Consider the following 18,041-nt stretch of genomic DNA (forward strand, 5'->3'; position numbering starts at 1 on the left):
TAAACAGTTTGCTGTAGCAATAAAAAGTAGTAAGGTGATTAGTTTATGAAAGCAAGAAAAATGGGAGAAACACGCATTATTCAGAATGACCAGGTTCTAATTAATGATTTAAATAATTATCATACATTATTCGGTGGAGTTCTTATGAAAAAGCTTGATGCCTGTGCAACACTTTCAGCTTGTAGCCATGCAAGAGTTAAGGAATGTGTTACGGCCTCAACCGATTCGGTGAATTTTATAGAACCAATACGTCAAAGTGATAAAGTTTGTATTGAGTCATTCGTAACGTATACAGGGAAAAGCTCGATGGAAATATTTTGCAAAGTAATTGCTGAAGATATGCTAACTGGTGAACGAAGAATTGCTACCACGGCTTTTTTGACATTTGTTGCGTTGGATGAGAATAAAAAACCGATTGAAGTTCCTGCAATTGTCGCGGAAACAGAAGAAGAAAAGTTCCTCTACAGCACTGGTGAGGAACGTGCAAAGATTCGAAAGTTAAAGAGGCAGCAAAATAAAGATATCGTTGCTCATTTATCGATCAATAAGCCTTGGAATTAAGCGATAATAGAAAGGAGCGGATAGGGTGTTAATAACAACGAATTTAAAAGAATTGATTTCAGCAAAAGAGGCAATTGACGAATTGGGACATACAAAGCCAGAATTATTCCAACGGTTCTTAAATGTGATCCAGCTTACGCGCCAATTACAGTTTAATTATCAATATTTGGGTTGTTTAATTATGGATGAAAATCCAGATGAATGTAAACCAAGCATTCATAATACCTATGCATTTAGTGTGTTTGAACAGGAAATAGAAAAACTTAAAGCAGATACTACAATCATCGAATTGCAGTATTTACTAGCTTCCAATAAGCGAATTGGCTATGCAAATTTATGTAAGCTGGTAATCGGTGAAAACCCTCGATTTTTAGTAGGGCCACAAGTAGTATAAGAGGTTATAAAAATCCCTAAGCAACCAGCTTAGGGATTTTCGGGTTATTAAACCTGAACTGTTAATATCGCTATTAAACCAGTTGGGTTTATTTCTCTCCACTTAGTTCTACTAATATTTTGGCTTGTGATTTATCGTTTGATAATGCTTCAAATCCTTTTTCAACAATATCATCCAACTGTATTTGATCGGTAACAATGCCTTGAGGTTTCAATTGACCAGTTCCCATCAAATCCACTGTCTGTTGGAAAGAAGTCGGTGTATAAGCAATAGATGACGTAATTTTTACACCTGTGTTCGTAAGGTGAATTGGATTCCACTCAATTGGTCTAGCGAAAATAGATACGATTACCATTGTTCCTCGTGCCCGTGTAGCGTCGATCGCCTGTTTGAATGTCGGGGCAACTCCCGCAACTTCAAAGGATACATCAACACCATCTGGAACTAATTCTCGAATCGCTTGAACAGCATCTTGTTCACCAGAATTAATGATATGGGTTGCACCTAGTTCCATTGCTTTTTCAAGTCTTGTTTGGGATAAATCTAGAACAATAATCTTGCTTGCTCCTGCTGCTTTAGCTGCAATGGCTGTTAAAAGTCCAATTGGACCTGCTCCGAATATAGCAACTGTATCTCCGAATTGCAGTCCACCTTCTTTTACAGCTTGTACAGCAACAGCGGTAGGTTCTACCAATGCGCCGTCCTGTAAAGTTAATGTGTTTGGCAGAAGATAAACATTCGATTCTGGAACATTCGCGTATTTCGTAAATCCACCATCACCATGCAAGCCGATAAAGCTGAATCCATCATATGCATCCATATCTTCAGGTTTATTTCCATATGTTATCGTTGGGTTAATTGCTACTTTGTCGCCCACTTTAAATTTTGTTACGTTTGTTCCTACTTCTTCTATCACTCCAGCGAATTCATGTCCCATTGTTAATGGAGCAATTTCACCTGTTAAAGGGTCCTTTTCGTTTACTGGTACAAATACTGGACCTTCTTCATATTCATGTAAATCACTACCACAAATACCAGCCCAAGCTACTCGAACCTTTACTTGAGTGTCTTCTAAAGGTTTTACTTCCACCTCTTCAATTCGGATATCCTTTTCTCCATGCCAAACTGCTGCTTTCACTGTTATTACCTCCTGATGATAAAAGTTTTCTGTAAATCAAAATACCTAGTACTTCGTTTGAACCCAAAACTAGTTGATAAATAAAACTTTTTACATAAGTCAATTATATCACTCGGAGTTTTGGGAAACTATTAATATGCTTGGTGCATGGGGATGTCATATACTATTTCTTGAAACTGAATATAGGTAATGTTAACCATTCATGTTATTCTTTAGATTCTCGATATACTCTTTTCCTTCTATTAGTGAAAGTCCTAAAGATGCTCTCGCTTCTTTAATGGCTTTAATCTCTTTTCCATCCTGAATTAATTCATATAGTCTACCATTTATCGGATGTTCTGGGATTTCGACCTCTTTCATAACCTGTTCTAACGAAGTTTTCAACTGTTTCATATTTTGTTCAAGCTTATTTATTTTAGCAGTCAAATAAATGAAAATAATCAATATGATGCTAATGAAAGGAAATTCCAATCCTATCGCTCCTTTTCTGCTATGCTAGCTTGTAGAATTTATCCCTATTTACCAAACAATTCGATTCCCGCCTGCAACTATGCTGCTTATGCTATGTGCAATTAAAAATTGACCGCCATAATAAGGCAACATTACCAGTATATTACTAGAAGGGACTGGTGCAATAAACATATTCCATGCAAGGATAGAGTCAGAAATAACGAACAGCAAACTACCAGCGATTGCCCATCCATTACCCGTCATCACGGCGGAAAAAGTCATTAGTGAAATAATGAAAATATAAGCAATCACAGGAAAAATTAATCCTGCATTCCCTTCTTGACTTAATGCCTCAACTAACCGGAATCCGATAAAACATGCAAATCCGGCAATTGGGATAATCATAGTCAAACGCATCTTTGAATATTTCCATTGCGTAAAGAAACCAGACATATAAAATAGATGCCCAATGAAAAATGCGGTCAATCCAAATAGAAACCAGTGCAGTGTCGCATCGCCTATGATACAAAAAGCAAGGCCGGTAATAAGCAGTAGATGTGTTCGAGTTTTTTTTCGAGGTAAAAGCTGAAGAGCATAAATCAAAATCATAAACATTGGAACCAGTTTAAAAAACAAGCTAAATAATAATGGTCCTGTCGGAGCGATAAATAGATAAACAAGACTCATTGTGAGTATTAGTAATGGTAATTGGTATAGAATCATTCTGTTCACTCCTTGGATGTGTCTTACTAAGAGATTCGATGAACAAGGGAGAAATCCTTTTTATTCTTCTAATTTACATAAATTACATTACAATTGGAAAAATAATTAGATAGCGCTATCAATTGTTGGGTGATTGGCGGTAATTCGCTTACAAATTTATGGAAAAAGCAAACTTGACCTTTACAGTATGTTGAATTTGCCTTAAAATTGTCGGGTATGTTTTATAACAGAATTCATTTTTCAACTTAGAGGAGGATTAACATACGATGGATTCAAGAGATAAGGATGCCATACTAAAAACCGTTCCACAAAAAGGTTTCTTTGGACATCCGAAAGGTTTATCGACATTATTTTTCACGGAGTTCTGGGAACGTTTTTCTTATTATGGAATGCGTGCCATACTCTTATTTTATATGTACTATGAGGTTACAGACGGCGGATTAGGAATAGATCAAACTACTGCCAACTCGATAATGGCGATTTACGGCTCGCTCGTATATATGTCTGGTATAATCGGTGGATGGATTGCTGACCGGATTCTTGGGATGAACCGTACCGTATTTTACGGTGGTGTTCTAATTATGCTTGGTCATATTATCCTTGCTTTACCAGGTGGCTTTACAGCATTACTTGTGTCCATGCTGTTTATCGTTATTGGTACAGGATTGCTAAAGCCGAACGTTGGTGGTATGGTTGGCGAACTTTACAGCAAAAAAGATCCACGACGTGACTCTGGTTTCAGTATCTATTACATGGGTATTAACATGGGTGGTTTTATTGCACCGTTTATTGTCGGAACAATTGGACAAACATATAACTTCCATCTTGGCTTTGCAATAGCGGCCGTTGGGATGTTTGCTGGCTTGGTTGTTTACCTATTATCACGGAAAAAATACTTTGGTCTTGCTGGACTTCAAGTTCCAAATCCACTTAGCGGTGAAGAGAAAAGAAAGACTACGAAAATTATCACTCTCGCTGTTATTGTATTAGCTATAATCGGATGGGCTGGTGTAACAGGTGGTTGGTTAACGATTGAGCGGGTTATTTTCTCGATTAGTATTCTTGGGGTGATTATCCCTACAGTGTATTTTATTACGATGTATCGTAGTCCGAAAACTACAGCGGACGAACGCTCGCGTTTACTAGCATATATTCCGTTATTTGTGGCAGCAATGATGTTTTGGGCGATTCAAGAACAGGGATCGAATATTTTAGCGACTTATGCAAACGAACGGACACAGTTGTCGTTTGCTGGCATTGAAATACAATCCTCTTGGTTCCAATCTCTAAATCCATTATTCATTGTGATGCTTGCACCAGTGTTTGCTTGGCTCTGGGTAAAGCTTGGGGATCGTCAACCAAGTACACCGCAAAAGTTCTCCTTTGGATTAATTTTTGCTGGGCTTTCATTTATCGTCATGATTTTCCCTGCGGTATTTAACGGAACAGAAAGCTTAGTTAGCCCGCTTTGGCTCGTTCTTAGCTTCTTCCTAGTTGTGCTAGGTGAACTCTGTTTATCACCAGTTGGTTTATCAGCGTCAACGAAATTGGCGCCAGCGGCATTTGCTGCCCAAATGATGAGTTTATGGAATCTATCCAACGCTTCGGCACAGGCTATTAACGCCCAGGTCGTTCGTTTTTATTCCGTAGATACGGAAGTTATCTACTTTGGTGTAATCGGAGGAATTGCGATATTACTTGGTATCGTATTGCTATTAATAGCACCGAAGCTGAAACGGTTCATGCGAGGAATTAACTAATTTTAATGATTAAGATAAATGGGAAGCTGAATCAAGCGCTAAAAAGCATGTTTGATTCAGCTTCTTTTTTATGTGCAGAGTTAATTTCAGTTTCCGCTTGACTCGATTAATTGATAGAATAGAGTTAATGAATTGTAAAAGGTGATTACATGACGGATAGGTTCAAAATTTCAGTAAGAACGCTTGTGGAGTATGTGTTGCGAAGTGGCAGTATTGAATCCGGGTTTCGAACGGCTACGACGCTGACAGACGGAACAAAGGCACATCAGAAAATCCAAAAGACGTATAAAGAAACAGATCAAAAGGAAGTGTATGTCATAACGGAGATTCCATATGAAGACTTAACTTTTGTCGTGGATGGACGTTGTGATGGTTTGCTTTTTAATGAGAATGGACAGGTTACGGTTGATGAAATTAAGTCAACACGAAATCCGGTGGAGTGGATTTCAGAAGATACATATCCAGTACATTGGGCACAGGCGATCTTTTATGCTTATATCTATGCTAAAGACCACGATTTAGCAGAGATAACGATTCAGTTAACATATGTTCAAGTAAATACGGAGCAGCAGGTTAAATTCAAGCGGGAAATGAATTTTCAGGAGCTGAAAACGTATGTAAACAACATTGTCGGTCAGTATGCAGTATACGCCAAGATGAAGCTTCAGCATGTAGAACGACGCGATGTTTATGCAAGGGAGCTTTTGTTTCCATTTGAAAGTTATCGAGATGGACAGCGTAAGTTTGCGGCTTCTGTCTATAAAACAATTTTCGATAAGAAAGATATATTTGCTTCAGCATCAACAGGTATTGGCAAAACGGTCTCAACAATATTCCCTGCTGTGAAAGCGATTGGGGAAGGGCACCTGCAGCGGATGTTTTATCTTACTGCAAAAACAATTACGAGAACTGCTGCAGAGGAAGCATTTCGTTTGCTGGAGGAAAAGGGGTCGGACCTAAAGGTTGTAACCATTACTGCGAAGGATAAAATTTGTTTTCAGGAGGAAGTAAAGTGCTCGAAGGAGCATTGTATTTTTGCGGAGGGGTTTTACGATCGAATTAATGAAGCGGTTTTAGACATATACGCGAATGAAACATTGATGAGTCGCCAAGTAATTGAAACCTATGCAAGAAAACATCGTGTTTGTCCTTTTGAATTTTCATTAGAGCTTGCATATATAGCGGATGCTGTTATTTGCGATTACAATTATATCTTTGATCCCAAAGTGTCATTGAAACGTCTTTTTGAGGAGCAGAAGAAAGAGACCGTCTTATTGGTTGATGAAGCACATAATTTAGTTGATCGAGCGAGAGAAATGTATTCTGCTGACTTGTATAAATCAGCATTTCTGCAACTCAGTCGTACATTTAAAAACCGTAATGAAAGCTTAGCGAAATCAGCTAAAGCAATTAATAATTATCTATTATCCTTAAAGAAGCAAGAGAATTTAATCAGCAAAGATCTAGATGACGAGCTTGTTGCGCTTACTGAAACCTTTTCCATGCATGCAGAGACTGAATTAGTGCAGCATATGGATACAGATTCACTTTTGCTGGATACTTATTTCGCGACACAATCCTTTGTTAAAATAGCGAAGCTTTATGATGAGCGATTTGTAACCTATATGGAGATTCTGAAAAGCGATGTCCGATTGAAGCTATTCTGCCTCGACCCATCTTATCTCATTAACAAGATGGGAAAAGGCTACCGTTCAAAGATTTTCTTTTCAGCTACGCTAACACCTGCGGATTATTATAAAACCCTGTTGGGAGGAACTGAAAAAGATTACGTAACAGCAATTCCGTCTCCATTTGATCGTGAAAAAGCTGAGGTAATTATTCTGCCAATGTCGACAAGGTATCGCGATCGCGAGCGTACAATGACACCAATTGTTCAGTTTGTGGAGAATCTTATTACGAAGCAGTCTGGAAATTTCCTTGTTTTCTTTCCATCTTATCATTACATGGAAGCTGTACATGATGCATTTCAACAGTTTGCACCACATGTAAAGACGATTGTCCAAACGGTAGGCATGTCTGAAACGGATAGGGAGGAATTTTTGGCAGCTTTTATGCCGGATACGGAAGAAAAGCTTATTGGCTTTGCGGTACTGGGCGGCATTTTCTCTGAGGGGGTAGATTTAAAGGGAGAACGGCTTCAAGGTGTCATTATTGTTGGTGTTGGACTGCCGCAAATTGGATTGGAAAGAGATATTATCAAGGACTATTTCAACTCGATTGGCCGAAATGGCTATGATTATGCCTATGTCTTTCCTGGAATGAATAAAGTGCTTCAGGCGGGGGGCAGATTAATCCGATCTGAATCAGACCAAGGAACAATCGCTTTAATCGATGATCGATTTCTACAAAGGAAGTATCAAGCCCTCTTTCCATTTGAATGGCAACATTTTAGAATTGAACGGTAATGCAGGATGTTTAATATTGGCCAGAAAAGGAACACTACTTATAGCAGACGATAAAAAGGAGTGTATACTTGTGAGTCAATCAGAGATTAAAGCAGATGTAGAAAAAATCCTTAATGAAAGTCATACAGGCACGATGGCAACGGTGAAGAACGATAAACCGCACTCTAGGTATATGACATTTTTTCATGATGGTTTGAAGCTTTACACACCGACGCATAAAGATGCCGATAAAACAGAAGAAATTGAGAAAAATCCATTTACACATATTTTAATTGGTTATGAAGGCGATGGATTTGGAGATGAATATGTAGAATATCAAGGGAAGGTATCCTTAAACGATACGGATGACCTGAAAAAGAAATTTTGGAATGATGATATGAAACTATATTTTGAAGGACCGGATGATCCTAACTATACCATTTTGGAAATCGATCCGATTGGAATTCGGTTAATGAATAAAAAGGGAGAATCTCCTAAAGAGCTGGACATATAAAAAAGGCTGACAACATTATTGTCAGCCTTTTTAGTTAGCCTGGTAACTTTTAAATGTTAATACTATGGGTAATAACTTAGCTGCACGAACAGTCACGTCCAGCTCCAGCGCTAAAGCTGTAGCTGGACTTCTCTCACCTCTGTACGTCGCTAACTGGGCACTTCCGTTTTGTTCCTCCTACCATCCAGGAACAACTGAGCCTTGGAAGGTTTCCTCAACAAATTGTTTTACTTCATCGGATTGGTAAATATCGATAAACTGTTGTACAGCTTCGTCATCCTTGTTTTCTTCACGAACCGCGATTAAGTTTACAAATGTAGAATCCTGTTCAATAAAGATTGAGTCTTCACCAGGTACGAGACCTGCATCCATGGCAAAGTTTGAATTAATGGCAGCTGCATCAACTTCACCTAACTGGCGCGGGATTTGCGCTGGATCAAGCTCGATGAATTCATAATTGTTTGGGTTCTCAGCAATGTCATTTACCGTTGCATTTACGCCAAGACCTTCTTCTATTTTAATTAAACCTGCTTGTTCAAACAATAGTAATGCACGTCCACTGTTTGTCGGGTCACTTGGAAGACCGATACGGGCGCCGTCCTCGAGATCTGCTACATCTGTTACACCTTCTGAGTAAATCCCCATCGGGAATGTAACCGTATCTGCAACTTTAATTAAATCTAATCCGCGTTCTTCATTCATATGGTCAAAAAATGGCTCGGTTTGGAAGCTGTTTAAATCAAGCTCGCCTTCAGATAAACTAACATTTGGCATGACATAATCGCTGAAAGAAACTAATTCAATTGTTAGGCCATCCTCTTCAGCAAGCTCTGCAACCTTTTCTAAGATTTGTTCATGTGGTCCTGATGTTACACCGACTTTTAATTTACCGTCTTCCAATAATCCTTCTGCTTCATCTGAGCCGCCACCACATGCGGCAAGTACTGCCAACATGCATGCAAGTAATCCTGTGAATAGTAATTTTTTCATTATGTATCCCTCTTTCTAAAGTTGATTAATTAGTTGTTGGAACTGCTAGCCTCTCTACTTTGAGAATGGCATTTATTAATGTATCTTCTGTAATTTCTTCCGCCATTAAATGAATCGATTCTTGAGGCAGTAATGTTTTCTTAATAATACGTTGCAATAGTTCCTCGTCTCGAGCGTCAATGGATAAATGATTTAATGATGCTGGAAGCCCCCAATCATCATATACTGCTAATAGTCTTTTTAGCTCTTCATCCTTTTCTTCTAGAGCCAATTGAACTAAGATACCATAGGACACGATTTCTCCATGTAAAAATTGCTTGATGCTTTTAGCCTCTGTTAATCCATTATGGACGGAATGTGCACCAGCAATTCTTCCGGCCTTTTCCCCGAATCCGCCGACCATGCCACCAGTCATAATAATTGTTTCAATAACGCGTATGAGTGCATCCGATACCTTTTTATTGGATACCGATTCTAGTGCTTCTTTTCCATCCTTTAGTAAGATATCTCTGCACAAAGCTGCGGAGAATTGAGAAATCTGAAGCCAAACAGGTAAATCCTTATCCTTGTAAAAGGATCGAACTAAAGCATCTGCTTCATAATATTTAGCGAGTGTGTCACCAATACCGGCCTTCAAGTATTCAGGTGGCGCACCAGCAATAATAGCTGGCTCAATCAGCACGAGTGTATTTGCTACTGGGAACTCGGTATAGTGTGAATGGGTACCATCAGCTTGATAAAATACACTTAATGGTGTCCAAGCTGCACAGGTAGCTGCGATTGTTGGGATAAGTACGGATTTAATCCCGGCTTTTACAGCTGAGGCTTTAGTGAGATCGAGTGCTGTCCCCCCGCCAATACCGATTACTGCATCAACCCCATCATGTTGAAATGAAGTTGCGAATTGTTCGACAGCCTCAAGCGTACAATGTCCTTCCACAAACGTGATGTTTGAACGATCAAGCTCCTCTGGTATATAAGGAGAGGCAGCATTCCATGCCTTCCTGCCGCTAAGAATATGTATTTTCTTCACGCCTAACTCTGAAAGAAGTACACGTAACTCTTTTAAAATGCCTTCTCCGATTCGATAATGTCCTGGTGCGCCTTTCACAATTGCTGTTGTCATCTGAGCGTCTCCTTATCGTATTTCGGGAAAATAAAAATGCCTCTCTAAAAAAGAGAGGCATGGATATACTTGACAAGTAACCATCCTCTTATTTTCCAAAATACATATTGTATTTTGCAGGAATTAGCACCTATTCTCAGTTGAATTTAACTGGAATGGTTGCCGGGCTTCATCGGGCCAGTCCCTCCGCCGCTCTTCATAAGAGTGTTTATGAATTTGTTATTTCATATATCTTATAATCTATTGGTTGAAAAGTCAATTGATTTCATTTATTCATACTAAATCTGTTATATATTTACTGGATGATAATAAATGCATCGATTCCAGTGTTGCGGACAACCTGTAAATGATTCTCTGCATTTGTCCTGTTTGTAAATGCACCAGCCTGAACGCGATACCAAGTTTCACCTGAAATCGTAACCTGTTCTACAAAAGCTTGAATGCCTTTAGAATTTAGGAAAGATACACGATCATCTGCATTTGCTTTTGATTTAAAGGAACCAGCAATAACCTTATACAGTTGGCCGGTACCAGGACCTCCGTTTTTTTCTTGCAGGTTAAATGCTCTCGCTAGTCCGTTGACATGCCCTTCTGCTACTCGCTGCTTCCATGCGTTCTGTTTCATTAAAGCTGCATTTCCACTATGGTCGATAAAACCATTTTCCGTTAGCATTGCTGGCATGGACGACTCACGTAATACATGGAAATTAGCTTTCTTTTTACCACGATTTCGTAATCCGTTAACTTTAATTATTTCTGCATGTAGAATGTCTCGATATCTAGCAGTCTGTGAACTATCTGAAAGGCTGCTATGAATGAAATCCTCATAGCCATCAGCAGAGCCGTTAAATGCATTACAATGAATAGATAGAAAATAATCAGCACCCCATGCATTTGCTTCATTTGTTCGTTGGGCGAGACTTTTTGTTGTGTTTCCAGTACGACTCATTTGAACACTAACATTACTGTAGTTTCCAATTAGCAGATCGCGTATTCGCAACGCGATATCAAGAACAACATCTTTTTCTTGTATTCCATTTCCAGTAGCACCGGAATCTGTTCCGCCATGACCTGGGTCTAAATAAAGTTTCATTAAAATCTCCTCCTAATATAACGTATGGTTGATAAGAAAAATCGAATTGGACAAACAACACTGTCTTAGTTAAAATCCATTTTTGTCACCTCCGTCTTTTTCTCGTTTGCTTATGGTACTTCTTTTCAAAACTACAATCGATGTGAATGTAGATTTGGGGAGGTAATATTTGATTTAATTTATTGGATAAACTAATGAGCAGAATAAAAAATATATTCAAATAATTATTGACATAATAAAAGTAAGCGAATACAATATGAATTAATAATTGTAAACTGTCTACATTACAGAATATTCAATTTATTTATTTGTTAGGAGGCCTGCATGTAGTAATGAATATAGGGAAAATGCATGTAAGTGAACAAGTACTTGCTTATTTGCGTAAAGAAATTATGTTAAATCGATATAAGGAAGGTGAACACTTAAAGGAATCCCAATTATCAAGCGAATTAAATGTGAGCAGGGGACCTATACGTGAAGCTCTTTCAAAATTAGAAGCTGAGCGGTTGGTTAAGAGACTTTCAAATGGTAGGACAGTAGTAGGGAAGTTTGATATTGAGGATATTAGGAATTTATATGATAGTCGTATTTTATTAGAAAAGCATGCCCTAACACAAATATCTCCAGAAGCTCTAGAAAAAGATAAACATCTACTTTATCTCTACATCCAGCAAATGCAGGATTCTTTCGATAGTCAAATTAGGAATGTTGATGCAGACATGGAGTTTCATGCGTTACTAGTAGGTATGACAAGTAATCAGTCACTTATTCAATTATGGCATTCCTTAAATGGCATGATACAAACGTTAATCGAGGTTACGTCTACAATTCTTGAGTCAAGACAGCAGGAAATTATTGAAGAGCATCTTGTCGTGGTTGATGCGCTAACCATAGGGGAAGTAGAGAAAGCTCAAGAACTGTTAGCCCGGCATTTGAAGAGCGCTTCGGATCATTATTGTCAAGCAGTTATGGAATTGAATTTAGGAGGAAAGATAGGATGACTCAACAAAAACTCAAATGTGCAATTATTGGCTCAGGAAATATAGGAACAGATCTTATGTATAAATTATTACGCAGTGACAAGCTTGAACCTACAACAATGATTGGAATTGACCCGAATTCAAAAGGGTTAGCACTTGCGAAAGAGCATGGACTTGTTCCGATTTATAATGGGATTGATGGCTTTGTGGAGCAAGCAGACTTAGCAGATATTGTATTTGAGGCAACCTCTGCTAAGGCCCATACACATAATGCACCGATATTAAAGAAATTAGGGAAAAAGGCAATTGATCTAACCCCCGCTGCTGTGGGACCGTTTATTGTACCTGCTGTAAGCTTGGATGAGCAAAGTGTGGAAGCGTTAGATAACGTTAATATGGTTACGTGTGGGGGACAAGCAACTGTACCAATGGTCAAAGCAATTTCAGACGTGGTCGACGTGGAGTATGCAGAAATTGTTGCTTCCATCTCTAGCAAAAGTGCTGGACCAGGAACACGTCAAAATATTGATGAATTTACAGTAACAACTGCAAAGGCTCTACAGGAAGTTGGTGGTGCCAAAGAAGGGAAAGCACTTATTATTTTGAACCCTGCAGAACCACCAATTCTAATGCGGAATACAATTCACGTAAAAATATCGGAATACTCTGATGAGATACATCAAAATATTTTACAAAAATTAGATGACATGTTGAAAGTCGTGCAAAGCTATGTGGAAGGATATCGTTTTAAAGCAGATCCGGTAATTAAGGATAATATTGTAACTGTTTCTGTTGAGGTAGAGGGAAATGGTGACTACCTTCCGAAATACGCTGGTAATTTAGATATTATTACTTCCGCAGCTGTTAAAACGGCTGAGGTCATTGCAGCTGCAATGGTTTCGAAAGGAGTGGCACAGTGATGAGCAAAAAAACAATTCGATTCAATGATGTTACATTACGTGATGGTATGCATGCGATTTCGCATCAATATTCGGTAGAACAAATTGCTGAGTTAACAAAATTAATAGATGATTCTGGTGTGGATATTATTGAGGCAACACATGGTGATGGGCTCGGGGGAAGTTCGATCCAGTATGGCTTCTCGAAAGAAACGGAAAAAGACATTATTACAACAGCAGTAAAGTACGCTAAAAATGCAAAAGTTGGTGTTTTGCTTATTCCTGGCATAGGGACTATTGAACATTTAAAGCATGCACGTGAATGGGGGGCATCCGTTGTCCGCGTTGCTACACATTGTACCGAAGCTGATGTTTCTGAGCAGCATATAAAAGCAGGAATTGATTTAGGAATGGATACGGTAGGTTTTTTGATGATGTCTCATCGTGCAGCTCCAGAATTGTTATTAGAAGAAGCTAAAAAGATGGAGTCCTATGGGGCAAGCACCGTTTACGTTGTGGATTCTGCTGGGGCTTTAACAATGGATGATACGAGAAGAAGGGTGGCCTTGTTCAAAGAAAACCTTAATACACAAGTTGGATTTCATGCACATAACAATCTTTCTTTGGGCGTAGCCAATTCTATTGTTGCGATAGAGGAAGGTGCAGACCGCATTGATGCTAGTTTAGCAGGAATGGGGGCTGGAGCCGGTAATGCTTCTCTAGAGCAGCTTGTAGCCGTTATGAATAAGTTAGATATTCCGCACCATGTAGATTTATATAAGGCAATGGATGCAGCTGAAAATGTAATGAAACCCATGATGAAGAGACCAGTTCAAATTGATCGATTAAGCTTAACCCTTGGGTATACAGGTGTCTATTCTAGCTTTCTCTTATTTGCAGAAAGAGCTGGAAAAGAGTATGGCGTAGATGCGCGTGATATTTTAACCAAACTTGCTGAAATGGAAGCAGTTGGTGGACAGGAAGATTGGATTATTGGAGTAGCACAGGAATTAGCAAAGGCGAAATAGTAGGAAATGAAAATCTAGTAGATACGTAAAATTAGGAAGGTTAGGTGGTATCATGTTAGTTATTTTAGCGGATGGAAACTCCCTGGAGGGAGATCATTATCGAATTGAAGAGCAGTTTTTTAAAGAAAGAGACGTTGAGTTCCGAATTGAAGATTGCTTGACAGAAGAAAGTGTTATTGAAAAATGCAAGGATGCAGACGCCGTATTAAGCGTTTATGCTCCAATAACAGAAAGGGTTATTAATGAGTTAACAAACTGTAAAGTACTTGTTAGATATGGAATTGGTTTTGATAACATCGATGTCAAAGCCGCTTCTAATAAAGGTATTCCTGTTTGCAACATTCCGGATTATTCTATTCCAGAAGTTGCAACACATACAATCGCGATGCTTTTACATTTTGAAAGAAGAATTGGTTTATTAGATAGATCAGTTCGAGAAGGAAAATGGAATCCGAATGAAGGATTTAATTCGAAGCGCCTCTCATCATTAACCCTTGGCTTAGTCGGTTTTGGGAATATTGCTCAGGAGACAGCTAAATTTGCTAAAGCTTTTGGTATGAATATTGTCACGTATGATCCATTTATTCCAGATGACGTAGTTAAGAAATTCGGCATCGAAAAAATTGAATTAGATGGACTTATTGAGCAGGCTGACTATGTATCGATCCATGTTCCACTGAACGATGGCACATTCCATTTGATCAATCAGGAAAGGTTGGAAAGAATGAAAAACACTGCTGTTATTTTAAATACAGCAAGAGGACCTATTGTTGATCAAGATGCATTGGTAGAGGCGATAAAAAATGGTTCTATAAGAGGAGCTTGTCTGGATGTACTTGAAAAAGAACCAGTAAAATTAGAGGATGAGATTTTAAAGCTTGATAATGTAGTAATTACACCGCACGCAGCATTTAATAGTGTAGAAGCAAAGGAACGGCTCCATATGCGTGTTTGTGAAACCGCTTACGAAATTTTAACTGGTGGCATACCGCAAAATATTGTTAATGAATCAGCAGTACTATCTTAAAAAATAGTATTTATTTAAGATCCTAAATCAAAAGGGGTATAGCGAATGAAGAAAATACGATATGTGTTGTTCGTTGTTTTCTTAGCACTCGTATTACTTGGATGCTCAAGTACGAGCGCTACAACGAATGAAAAGGAAACGTATACAATTATTGCTGCACATTCTACAGCAGAAACAACATCATTTAATGAGATATTTAAATATTTCAAATCGGAAATCGAAGAAAGAAGTGAAGGTAGAATTAAAGTTGAAATATACCCAAGTGCACAGCTGGGGGCGGATCGTGAATTAATTGAAGGAGTTCAACTTGGTGATGTAACCATGTCACTTCATTCAACAGCTCCTGCAGTAAATTTTGTAGATGATGTTGCGGTGTTCGATATTCCGTTTCTCTTTCCAGATAAAGAAACTGCTAGAGCTGCGATGCACGTAGATAGTCCCTTCTTTGAACTGCTCGCACAAAGCCAAGAAGAAAAAGGATTTAAATTGTTAGGACTACATGATCAAGGATTTCGTCAACTAACAACAAAGAGTGTAAAAGTAGAATCGCCTAATGATCTAGATGGTGTACGTTTACGAACAATGGAGAACCCATACCATATGGCAACATGGCAAACGTTAGGTGCAAATCCTACGCCACTTCCATTTAATGAAGTATATACAGCATTACAGCAAGGGACAGTGGATGGTCAGGAAAATCCGTTTGAATTGATTATTTCCCAACGGTTCTATGAGCAGCAGGATTACTTAACAGAAACGAATCATATCCTGCAAGCGATTCAAATCATTATGAATCAACAGTATTTTGATGATTTGCCAGAAGATCTGCAAATTCTTGTTGAAGAGGTAATAGCTGAGGCGGTTGTTGTAGGAAATGAATTTATTGATGAGAAGGAAGCTGAATATAAAGAAATTATGACAGATGCTGGTGTTGAATTTGTTGAAATTACACCAGATCAATTAGCAACTTTTCAAGAATCTGTATCGAACGTGCTAGATCAGATAAGTCAAGAAGTTGATGAAGAATTGTTAAATACATTGCTTGAATCTGTACAGCAATAGAGAAACATATTAGAAAGGATGTTACTTAAGGTAACGCTCATCAATCTGCTATTTTCATGAAGAGTGTTGCCTTGGGTAACGATTCATTAGGAGAGGTGAATAATAATGAGGTACATATCTTGGCTTAATAAACATATGGAAGAGCTTTTATTAGGGCTGTCGATGCTAAGTTTTGTATTTATTATGGGTCTTCAAGTTTTTATGAGATATGTAATGAACAATTCACTAGCATGGCCAGAAGAGCTCAGTCGTTACATTTTCATATGGTTTACCTTTATTGGTGTGAGCTACGCGGTGAAAAATAATTCGCATTTAAGGGTAGATATTATTTTGAACTATCTACCGAAAAAGTTGGCTCGTTTTTTTGAATTAATCGGTGATATATTCTTCTTTGCATTTAGTATAGTCGTGCTAATTGCTGGGATCAATGTATTTAATACTTTCCTGGGCACAATGCAAACTAGTCCAAGTCTTTCCATTCCTTTAGCTATTGTGTATTTATCTGTACCAGTAGGCTTTGCTTTCACGATGGTTCGATTAATCCAGAATAATATAAAGCGATTCAAAGGGATTGAAGTGGAAAGGGAGGAAACGACATTATGAGTGCAGGTGTAATCTTCATCGTACTAATAATATTTTTAGCAATTGCTATACCAATTGGAGTTTCTTTAGGTCTTACATCTGTATTTACTGCCTTTTTTACAGATGTTCCAATTAACGTTGAGTACATCGTGCGTAGTATGGCAACCGCTTTAGATAGTTATCCGTTACTAGCAATTCCACTGTTTATATTTGCCGGAACAATTATGGCAAAGGGCGGAATGTCGGAGCGATTATTTAACGTCTTTATTTTCTTTGTTGGAAAAAGAACGGGTGGTGTACCCGCAGCGGCAATTTTAACCTGTTTGTTTTTTGGGGCAATTTCAGGGTCTGGTCCAGCTACTGTGGCGGCAGTCGGAGCAATGGTTATACCGATTTTAATCAAGCTTGGTTATGATAAAGGCTTTAGTACAGCAATGATTGCTACAGCGGGTGGGCTTGGTGTTATCATCCCACCGAGTATACCATTTATTGTATTTGGAATGTCTGCTGGTCAATCTGTTGGTGACTTATTTATCGCTGGTATTCTTCCTGGTATTCTTATCGCGCTTTGTTTAATTGGCTATACGTATTTTTATTGCCGTGGAAAAGGTGAAGATAAGGAAAAAATTAATGAAGTATACAATGAAATTACGAAAGATGGTATTTTGAAAATTTTCTCTAGAGGATTCTTTGCTCTATTAACTCCCGTCATTATTTTAGGTGGTATTTATAGTGGGATTGTAACGCCGACAGAGGCAGCGGTTGTCGCTGTTATATATGGACTTATTGTTAGTATATTTATCTATAAGACAATTCATCGGCAAAATTTCATACCGATTATTATAGAGTCGGTGAAGGTAACCGTCCCAGCATTATTTGTTGTATCGGCTGCGACAGTATTTGGTAGAGTGCTAACTTTAGCGCGCTTGCCACAATCTGTTTCTGAATTCATGGTATCCTTAACGGAAAAATCAGCTCTAATTATACTGATCATTATACTTATATTGTTAATTGTCGGTATGTTTATGGAAACCTTAGCAGCTATTTTAATTCTAACGCCAATCTTTCTGCCTGTGGTCACAGCAGTTGGATTTGATCCGATACACTTTGGAGTAATTATGATTGTTGCACTAGCAATTGGATTTGTAACTCCTCCAGTTGGTATGAATCTGTTCGTAGCAAGTGGTCTAACCAATCTATCTATAATGGAAATTGGCAGAAGGGCAATACCTTTTATTGTTGCATTTTTAGTTGCTTTGTTACTAATCACATTTATTCCACAAATAAGCTTATTTTTTCTTTAACTATT

At 38.3% G+C, this 18,041-nt stretch carries 18 protein-coding genes and 1 riboswitch; of the genes, 12 read left to right on the forward strand and 6 right to left on the reverse strand.

The genetic code is table 11. The features are described from left to right. Nucleotides 1–45 precede the first annotated feature (45 nt). Together NYE61_RS15525 and NYE61_RS15530 are read left to right on the forward strand one after the other, a co-directional pair. A complete protein-coding gene (locus NYE61_RS15525) occupies nt 46–561 on the forward strand; it encodes an acyl-CoA thioesterase (RefSeq protein ID WP_251660070.1) in 516 nt (171 codons plus the stop codon). 25 nt (nt 562–586) lie between these two features. Next, a complete protein-coding gene (locus tag NYE61_RS15530) occupies nt 587–955 on the forward strand; it encodes a hypothetical protein (RefSeq protein WP_251660068.1) in 369 nt (122 codons plus the stop codon). A gap of 88 nt (nt 956–1,043) precedes the next feature. On the opposite strand, the gene NYE61_RS15535 is transcribed toward NYE61_RS15530, so the two are convergent. The 3 genes from NYE61_RS15535 to NYE61_RS15545 form a co-directional block, all read right to left on the reverse strand. Then, nucleotides 1,044–2,093, reverse strand: coding sequence for a 2,3-butanediol dehydrogenase (locus tag NYE61_RS15535; protein WP_095310601.1), 1,050 nt, complete (start codon nt 2,091–2,093; stop codon nt 1,044–1,046). 192 nt (nt 2,094–2,285) lie between these two features. Then, the gene (locus NYE61_RS15540) at nt 2,286–2,564 is read right to left on the reverse strand and encodes a hypothetical protein (RefSeq protein WP_095310603.1); all 279 of its coding nucleotides are present in this window, start codon (nt 2,562–2,564) and stop codon (nt 2,286–2,288) included. 48 nt (nt 2,565–2,612) lie between these two features. Beyond that, entirely contained in the window at nt 2,613–3,266 is a 654-nt protein-coding gene (locus NYE61_RS15545) for a lysoplasmalogenase (RefSeq protein WP_303446943.1), read from the reverse strand. Between the two features lie 266 nt (nt 3,267–3,532). On the opposite strand from NYE61_RS15545, the gene NYE61_RS15550 reads away from it, so the two are divergent. The 3 genes from NYE61_RS15550 (at nt 3,533) to NYE61_RS15560 (ending at nt 7,945) form a co-directional block, all read left to right on the forward strand. Then, nucleotides 3,533–5,026 (forward strand): peptide MFS transporter, encoded by a 1,494-nt coding sequence (locus NYE61_RS15550; protein WP_095310608.1) that lies wholly within the window; start codon nt 3,533–3,535, stop codon nt 5,024–5,026. A gap of 149 nt (nt 5,027–5,175) precedes the next feature. Next, complete coding sequence (locus tag NYE61_RS15555) at nt 5,176–7,452, forward strand: ATP-dependent DNA helicase (protein WP_303446942.1); 2,277 nt, start codon at nt 5,176–5,178, stop codon at nt 7,450–7,452. Between the two features lie 70 nt (nt 7,453–7,522). After that, nucleotides 7,523–7,945, forward strand: a complete 423-nt coding sequence (locus tag NYE61_RS15560) for a pyridoxamine 5'-phosphate oxidase family protein (RefSeq protein ID WP_303446941.1) — start codon at nt 7,523–7,525, stop codon at nt 7,943–7,945. 177 nt (nt 7,946–8,122) lie between these two features. Here NYE61_RS15560 and NYE61_RS15565 read toward each other — a convergent pair whose 3' ends face one another. The 3 genes from NYE61_RS15565 to NYE61_RS15575 all read right to left on the reverse strand — a co-directional run bounded on the left by NYE61_RS15565 (nt 8,123) and on the right by NYE61_RS15575 (nt 11,154). Then, complete coding sequence (locus tag NYE61_RS15565; protein ID WP_095310612.1) at nt 8,123–8,935, reverse strand: MetQ/NlpA family ABC transporter substrate-binding protein; 813 nt, start codon at nt 8,933–8,935, stop codon at nt 8,123–8,125. Between the two features lie 25 nt (nt 8,936–8,960). Further along, the gene (locus NYE61_RS15570; RefSeq protein ID WP_303446940.1) at nt 8,961–10,061 is read right to left on the reverse strand and encodes an iron-containing alcohol dehydrogenase family protein; all 1,101 of its coding nucleotides are present in this window, start codon (nt 10,059–10,061) and stop codon (nt 8,961–8,963) included. A gap of 85 nt (nt 10,062–10,146) precedes the next feature. Next, a riboswitch (SAM riboswitch) is annotated at nt 10,147–10,266 on the reverse strand. 90 nt (nt 10,267–10,356) lie between these two features. Continuing rightward, nucleotides 10,357–11,154 carry an N-acetylmuramoyl-L-alanine amidase gene (locus NYE61_RS15575; protein WP_095310616.1) on the reverse strand — a complete coding sequence of 266 codons (798 nt, stop codon included), beginning with the start codon at nt 11,152–11,154 and terminating at the stop codon, nt 10,357–10,359. A 332-nt stretch (nt 11,155–11,486) separates the two neighbouring features. Between NYE61_RS15575 and NYE61_RS15580 the strand changes: the two genes are divergently transcribed. The 7 genes from NYE61_RS15580 (at nt 11,487) to NYE61_RS15610 (ending at nt 18,036) form a co-directional block, all read left to right on the forward strand. Continuing rightward, nucleotides 11,487–12,155 (forward strand): GntR family transcriptional regulator, encoded by a 669-nt coding sequence (locus NYE61_RS15580; RefSeq protein ID WP_303446939.1) that lies wholly within the window; start codon nt 11,487–11,489, stop codon nt 12,153–12,155. After that, nucleotides 12,152–13,054: an acetaldehyde dehydrogenase (acetylating) gene (locus NYE61_RS15585; RefSeq protein ID WP_303446938.1), complete on the forward strand. Its 903-nt coding sequence runs from the start codon at nt 12,152–12,154 to the stop codon at nt 13,052–13,054. Before NYE61_RS15580 ends, NYE61_RS15585 begins: the two co-directional genes overlap by 4 nt. Then, nucleotides 13,054–14,061, forward strand: coding sequence for a 4-hydroxy-2-oxovalerate aldolase (dmpG, locus tag NYE61_RS15590; RefSeq protein ID WP_303446937.1), 1,008 nt, complete (start codon nt 13,054–13,056; stop codon nt 14,059–14,061). Before NYE61_RS15585 ends, dmpG begins: the two co-directional genes overlap by 1 nt. 52 nt (nt 14,062–14,113) lie before the next feature. Continuing rightward, a complete protein-coding gene (locus NYE61_RS15595; RefSeq protein WP_303446936.1) occupies nt 14,114–15,088 on the forward strand; it encodes a C-terminal binding protein in 975 nt (324 codons plus the stop codon). A 45-nt stretch (nt 15,089–15,133) separates the two neighbouring features. Further along, nucleotides 15,134–16,150 (forward strand): TRAP transporter substrate-binding protein, encoded by a 1,017-nt coding sequence (locus NYE61_RS15600; RefSeq protein ID WP_303446935.1) that lies wholly within the window; start codon nt 15,134–15,136, stop codon nt 16,148–16,150. 105 nt (nt 16,151–16,255) lie between these two features. Then, nucleotides 16,256–16,753, forward strand: coding sequence for a TRAP transporter small permease (locus NYE61_RS15605; protein WP_303446934.1), 498 nt, complete (start codon nt 16,256–16,258; stop codon nt 16,751–16,753). Further along, entirely contained in the window at nt 16,750–18,036 is a 1,287-nt protein-coding gene (locus NYE61_RS15610) for a TRAP transporter large permease (protein WP_303446932.1), read from the forward strand. Before NYE61_RS15605 ends, NYE61_RS15610 begins: the two co-directional genes overlap by 4 nt. Nucleotides 18,037–18,041 lie beyond the last annotated feature (5 nt).

Origin of the sequence: Oceanobacillus sp. FSL W7-1304, from assembly GCF_037969805.1 — a bacterium.
Taxonomy (GTDB): Bacteria; Bacillota; Bacilli; order Bacillales; family Amphibacillaceae; genus Oceanobacillus; species Oceanobacillus profundus.

Excerpts from the sequence above, each read along its gene's own strand:
- NYE61_RS15565 (WP_095310612.1), bottom strand. The coding sequence starts at position 8,935 with ATGAAAAAATTACTATTCACAGGATTACTTGCATGCATGTTGGCAGTA.
- NYE61_RS15550 (WP_095310608.1), top strand. The coding sequence starts at position 3,533 with ATGGATTCAAGAGATAAGGATGCCATACTAAAAACCGTTCCACAAAAA.
- NYE61_RS15580 (WP_303446939.1), top strand. The coding sequence starts at position 11,487 with ATGAATATAGGGAAAATGCATGTAAGTGAACAAGTACTTGCTTATTTG.
- NYE61_RS15545 (WP_303446943.1), bottom strand. The coding sequence starts at position 3,266 with ATGATTCTATACCAATTACCATTACTAATACTCACAATGAGTCTTGTT.
- dmpG (WP_303446937.1), top strand. The coding sequence starts at position 13,054 with ATGAGCAAAAAAACAATTCGATTCAATGATGTTACATTACGTGATGGT.
- NYE61_RS15595 (WP_303446936.1), top strand. The coding sequence starts at position 14,114 with ATGTTAGTTATTTTAGCGGATGGAAACTCCCTGGAGGGAGATCATTAT.
- NYE61_RS15600 (WP_303446935.1), top strand. The coding sequence starts at position 15,134 with ATGAAGAAAATACGATATGTGTTGTTCGTTGTTTTCTTAGCACTCGTA.
- NYE61_RS15605 (WP_303446934.1), top strand. The coding sequence starts at position 16,256 with ATGAGGTACATATCTTGGCTTAATAAACATATGGAAGAGCTTTTATTA.
- NYE61_RS15585 (WP_303446938.1), top strand. The coding sequence starts at position 12,152 with ATGACTCAACAAAAACTCAAATGTGCAATTATTGGCTCAGGAAATATA.
- NYE61_RS15555 (WP_303446942.1), top strand. The coding sequence starts at position 5,176 with ATGACGGATAGGTTCAAAATTTCAGTAAGAACGCTTGTGGAGTATGTG.
- NYE61_RS15610 (WP_303446932.1), top strand. The coding sequence starts at position 16,750 with ATGAGTGCAGGTGTAATCTTCATCGTACTAATAATATTTTTAGCAATT.
- NYE61_RS15525 (WP_251660070.1), top strand. The coding sequence starts at position 46 with ATGAAAGCAAGAAAAATGGGAGAAACACGCATTATTCAGAATGACCAG.
- NYE61_RS15570 (WP_303446940.1), bottom strand. The coding sequence starts at position 10,061 with ATGACAACAGCAATTGTGAAAGGCGCACCAGGACATTATCGAATCGGA.
- NYE61_RS15575 (WP_095310616.1), bottom strand. The coding sequence starts at position 11,154 with ATGAAACTTTATTTAGACCCAGGTCATGGCGGAACAGATTCCGGTGCT.